5 protein-coding genes are annotated in these 4,060 nt (G+C 68.3%); 1 reads left to right on the top strand and 4 read right to left on the bottom strand.

Features of this window, described 5'->3' with window-relative positions:
- The 4 genes from PKH97_RS14515 to PKH97_RS14500 form a co-directional block, all read right to left on the bottom strand.
- On the bottom strand, nt 1-986 hold a 986-nt coding region (locus tag PKH97_RS14515; protein ID WP_324388275.1), incomplete at its 3' end, for a tocopherol cyclase family protein.
- Nucleotides 987-989: 3 nt separating this feature from the next.
- Nucleotides 990-1,622: a TrmH family RNA methyltransferase gene (locus PKH97_RS14510; RefSeq protein WP_324388277.1), complete on the bottom strand. Its 633-nt coding sequence runs from the start codon at nt 1,620-1,622 to the stop codon at nt 990-992.
- Between the two features lie 72 nt (nt 1,623-1,694).
- A complete protein-coding gene (locus tag PKH97_RS14505) occupies nt 1,695-2,696 on the bottom strand; it encodes a hypothetical protein (protein ID WP_324388274.1) in 1,002 nt (333 codons plus the stop codon).
- An 85-nt stretch (nt 2,697-2,781) separates the two neighbouring features.
- Nucleotides 2,782-3,498, bottom strand: coding sequence for a hypothetical protein (locus PKH97_RS14500; RefSeq protein WP_324388273.1), 717 nt, complete (start codon nt 3,496-3,498; stop codon nt 2,782-2,784).
- Nucleotides 3,499-3,639: 141 nt separating this feature from the next.
- Between PKH97_RS14500 and PKH97_RS14495 the strand changes: the two genes are divergently transcribed.
- Nucleotides 3,640-4,060 (top strand): DEAD/DEAH box helicase family protein (locus tag PKH97_RS14495; RefSeq protein ID WP_324388272.1); only part of this gene is annotated, 421 nt, incomplete at its 3' end.

The raw sequence follows: 4,060 nt of genomic DNA, 5'->3' as shown, positions 1-4,060 counted from the left end.
TCGGCCTCGGCCCGGGCCAGCCCGCCGTGTTCGAGCGCGGCCATGCGCGACCGGTCGGCCCAGATCAGGCGTCTCCGGTGCCGCACCTCGACACGCAGGTCGGCGCTGAGGTGCTCGAGGTCGCCCGCGGTGTTGCGCCGCTCGTCAGGCAGTGGCACAGGCAGGACGTGTGCGGCCTCGATCGGGGCACAGCCGTCAAGGGTCACCTCGTAGCCGCGCCCCCGCCCGCGCAGCAGCCAGCGCTCATCGGTGACCTCTGCGCGCACCGGTGAGGTGCCGGGGTTGCCGAGCCGAATCACCTGGCCGTCCGGCAGGCGGACGACGACCGCGGTGACGGTCGTGCGCAGTGGCCCGGCGTGAACCAGGCCGCCCGCGAAAGCGACGCAGGCGCCGAGGTCGGTGAAGCCTTGCGCCTGCCCCCACCACCACGCGTCCGGGAAACCCCCTTTGCCCCAGTTCTTCTCGGCATAGACCTGCGCCGTGTCGAACTCCCACCGCTCGCCGCCGAGCTCGGCCCATCCCGTGGCTTGACCGCCCAGCAGCCAGGGATGCCAGTACTGATTCAGACCGGGGACGCTATGAAAGATGCTGGAGCCGCCGAAAGCCCGACCGAGCCAGGGCGCCGCCTCGGCGATCGCGAACTCGCAGCGGGCGTCCGCCCCGAGGTGCACACGCACCCGGTGGGCGTCGGCCACGAAGCTGTCCGCGCTGCGCGCTCCGAGCGCGCCCGGATCGGCCCAGCCGGTGTCGGCAGCCACCGTGCGCACGAACCCATTGCTGGCCGCCAACCCGAGCGTGGCCCACGGCGGTGACCCGTCGCGCGGGGCATTCACGCCGATCAGCGCGATCAGCGACCGGTCCCCGTCGGTCACGCGCCAGAAGTAGCCCTCCATCGCGAGCCCGTGGGCGGCGAGCGGATTGCCGAAGGGCAGATCGGCGCCGGAGGCGCGGTAGCGCGCCAGTGCGTGGCGCAGCGGCTTACGCATGGCTCACCCACGCCACGCTTCGCCGAAATCGGCGTGCTCGCGCACCCACGCGTGCATGGCCACGGCCGCCGCGACGGAGGCGTTGATCGAGCGGGTCGAGCCGAACTGAGCGATCGAGAAGGTCGCGGCGCAGGCCTCGCGGGCGGCGTCGGAGAGTCCCGGACCCTCCTGCCCGAAGAGAAAGCACACCCGTTCGGGCAGGATCGCCGACTCCAGATGGAGCGACCCCGGCAAATTGTCGACGCCCCACAGCGGCACCTCCCGCTCGGTCAGATAGGCCCCCAAGGCGTTCGCATCAGCGTGATACCGCACGTGTTGATAGCGATCGGTGACCATCGCCCCACGCCGGTTCCAGCGTCGATTGCCGACGATGTGCACTTCGGCGGCGAGAAAGGCATTGGCTGTCCGGACGATGGTGCCGATATTGAAGTCGTGCTGCCAGTTCTCGATGGCGACGTGGAAGCCGTGCCGGCGCGCATCGAGATCGGCGACGATCGCCGCCATCGTCCAATAGCGGTAGCGGTCCACCACATTGCGGCGGTCGCCGTGGCGGAGCAGGTCCGCGTCATACCGCTCGTCGGTCGGCCACTCGCCGACCCATGGTCCGAGGCCGACCTCCGCCGGCCCGTGCGGCATCGGGTCGTATGGTGCCCGCGTCTCCTCGTCGGTGGGGTCGATCGGTCGCGCGGTCACCGCGCCATTATCGGCTCAGCCGCTCGGGGTGCGGCCCCAGCGGGTCGCCATCTGCGCGGGGGTGACATTGACGACCGTTCGGTCGCGCTGGGCGAGCGCCGTCAGGAAGGTGTTGCGGCAGTAGTTCTCCGGGATGCCAGTCCACCGGTTGCGCCAGTCCGGGCTCGTGCAATCCCAGGCATTGGCCTGGCCCAAAGTGCCGGATTTGCCCTCGACAAAGCGGAACATCTGGATCACCGACCATTGCCCCGGCCTGGGGTTGAGCGCCTTGACGATCGCGTTCGGCGGCGCGGTGATCCGATCGTTGCGGACCTTGATCGTGTAGCAGGGCAGCGCCGTGTTGTTGCAGCGCCCGCCAAGGGGGGTGTAGGTGAGCAGGGTGTAGGGAAAGACGGTCGCCGACGCCTTGGTGTTGAACCCAGGGACGAGGGTGTAGAGGCGGCCGAACGCGAAATACTTCGCGACCATCTGCTGGGCCGGCAGGTCCTGTTCGTCGTCGGGATAGAAGAAGGCCCCCCACGCCTGGGTATGCCCGCGGGCCGCGAGCGGCGCGAGCGTGGCGCCGGTCTCGGCATACCGCTCGGCGTCGGTGGTCAGTGTTGTCATCCGGGTGTAGTTCATCGACTGGGAGACGAACGACCACCCGTATGCCGTTTGCAGCCGCGCGAGGTCGGCCCAGGTCGCATTGGTGACTCCGCGCTCGCACGTGCGGGTGTCGGACGTGCGGTTGACGACGATGCCGCCGACGCCGCGCAGGCCATACGCCTTGAGATCCTGGGCGTCCTGCTCCAGCGTGCGCACCCCCGGTGCCGGGGTGCCGGGGTTGCAGCCATGCGCCCAGAGACTGCGTCCCCACGCCATCGTTAGATAGCCCGGCGTGGCAACGTTGACGGCCGGCTCGGTCCGGGCAGTGGCCGGAGCGGAGGCGAGGCCCGCCAGGCTTGCCGCACACGCCGCCGCGCCGAGTGCGAGGCGCGCTGTGCGGCTTTGACGCTGTCGGGATTTGCTCGTTCTCATCGACTACTCCCTGTGGTAACCGTGTCTGGGCCGAGACCGGCCGGGCGCCTATGGGATAGCGCCCGGCCGTGTCGGATCGTGGGGGCTAGTGAGGTGCCTCGTGAACCGAGCCGCCCGGTGTCGGCTTCCCGGCGAAGGTGACGGTGGGGCGTTCGGTGCGGGTGGCATAGCCGAGGCGGGAGTAGTCGACATCGAGCTTGCCCCAGTAGCCCGGAGCCGTCCAGAAGCCCATCCCGACCTGTCCGAAGGACAGAGCGGAGTTGTACCCCGACCACACCCAGATCCCGTTCAGCCCCAACGCGAGATAGTCGCCTGCCACATACGCCGAGATCGTGACGTAGTTGTTGAGGGTGTAGCCGAGATTGGTCCAGCCGACCACGGGCGTCTCGGCGCCGGTGGCGGTGATCAACCAGACCGAGAACCACCCCGCGTTGGCGTACTGGAAGAGATACGACGGACGCCAGTTCATGGCCGAGTTGAGGCGCGACGGGTTGCCGCGCACGATGAGGCGGTTGGCGGCGTTGCCGCCGTAGTTCCCGGACCGCTTCATGCGCGCCTGGAACATGTAGTCGCTGTAGTTGTTGGAGTGTTTGACCGAGGTCGAGTAGCCGGGGATGCCGTCGCAGTGCAGGTTGCCATTGCGCAGCATCCAATTGCCGTAGACATTTGACCAGCCGAGCTTGTTCGACGTGAAGGTGCTGTTGAAACCGAACGGCGCGGCCGAGGCCTCGCCGGCAGTCAGCGTGGTCGCGCCGGCCAGGCCGGTCGTCGCACCCGCGATCAGGAGTTGCCTTCGATCCATCAGATGTGCCCCTCTTCCGGGTTGTGCCGCTGGCCAGTCCCGCGGCCTGTTTAAGGCTAGACCGAGCCACCGACGGGTGTCCTTGGATTGGCAAAATCAGCGAACGAAGGGGTTGTCGGTGGGTCGGCATACGGTTGTCTCATGCGACCGACCACCGATCTCAAGCGCCGGGTGGCGCCCTTCGAGGTCATTTCCGAGTTCTCGCCGAGCGGTGACCAGCCCACGGCGATCGCCGACCTGACCCGGCGCATCACCAGCGGTGAGCAGAATGTCGTGCTGCTCGGCGCCACGGGCACCGGCAAGTCGGCGACGACCGCCTGGCTGATCGAGCAGGTGCAGCGGCCGACCTTGGTGATGGCCCCCAACAAGACGCTCGCTGCGCAGTTGGCCAACGAGTTCCGCGAGCTGCTGCCCAACAATGCCGTGGAGTACTTCGTCTCGTACTACGACTACTACCAGCCCGAGGCCTACGTTCCGCAGACCGACACCTACATCGAGAAGGACTCTTCGATCAACGACGAGGTCGAGCGGCTGCGCCACAGCGCGACCAACTCGCTGCTGA

It is taken from the genome of Nostocoides sp., from assembly GCF_035343835.1.
Lineage (GTDB): Bacteria > Actinomycetota > Actinomycetes > Actinomycetales > Dermatophilaceae > Nostocoides_A > Nostocoides_A vanveenii.
This window is presented reverse-complemented; position numbering and strand designations above follow the sequence as displayed.

What these genes read in the sequence shown, in the direction of transcription:
- PKH97_RS14510 (WP_324388277.1), bottom strand. Translation starts at nt 1,622, where the DNA reads ATGCCGCACGGGCCGGCGGAGGTCGGCCTCGGACCATGGGTCGGCGAG.
- PKH97_RS14505 (WP_324388274.1), bottom strand. Translation starts at nt 2,696, where the DNA reads ATGAGAACGAGCAAATCCCGACAGCGTCAAAGCCGCACAGCGCGCCTC.
- PKH97_RS14500 (WP_324388273.1), bottom strand. Translation starts at nt 3,498, where the DNA reads ATGGATCGAAGGCAACTCCTGATCGCGGGTGCGACGACCGGCCTGGCC.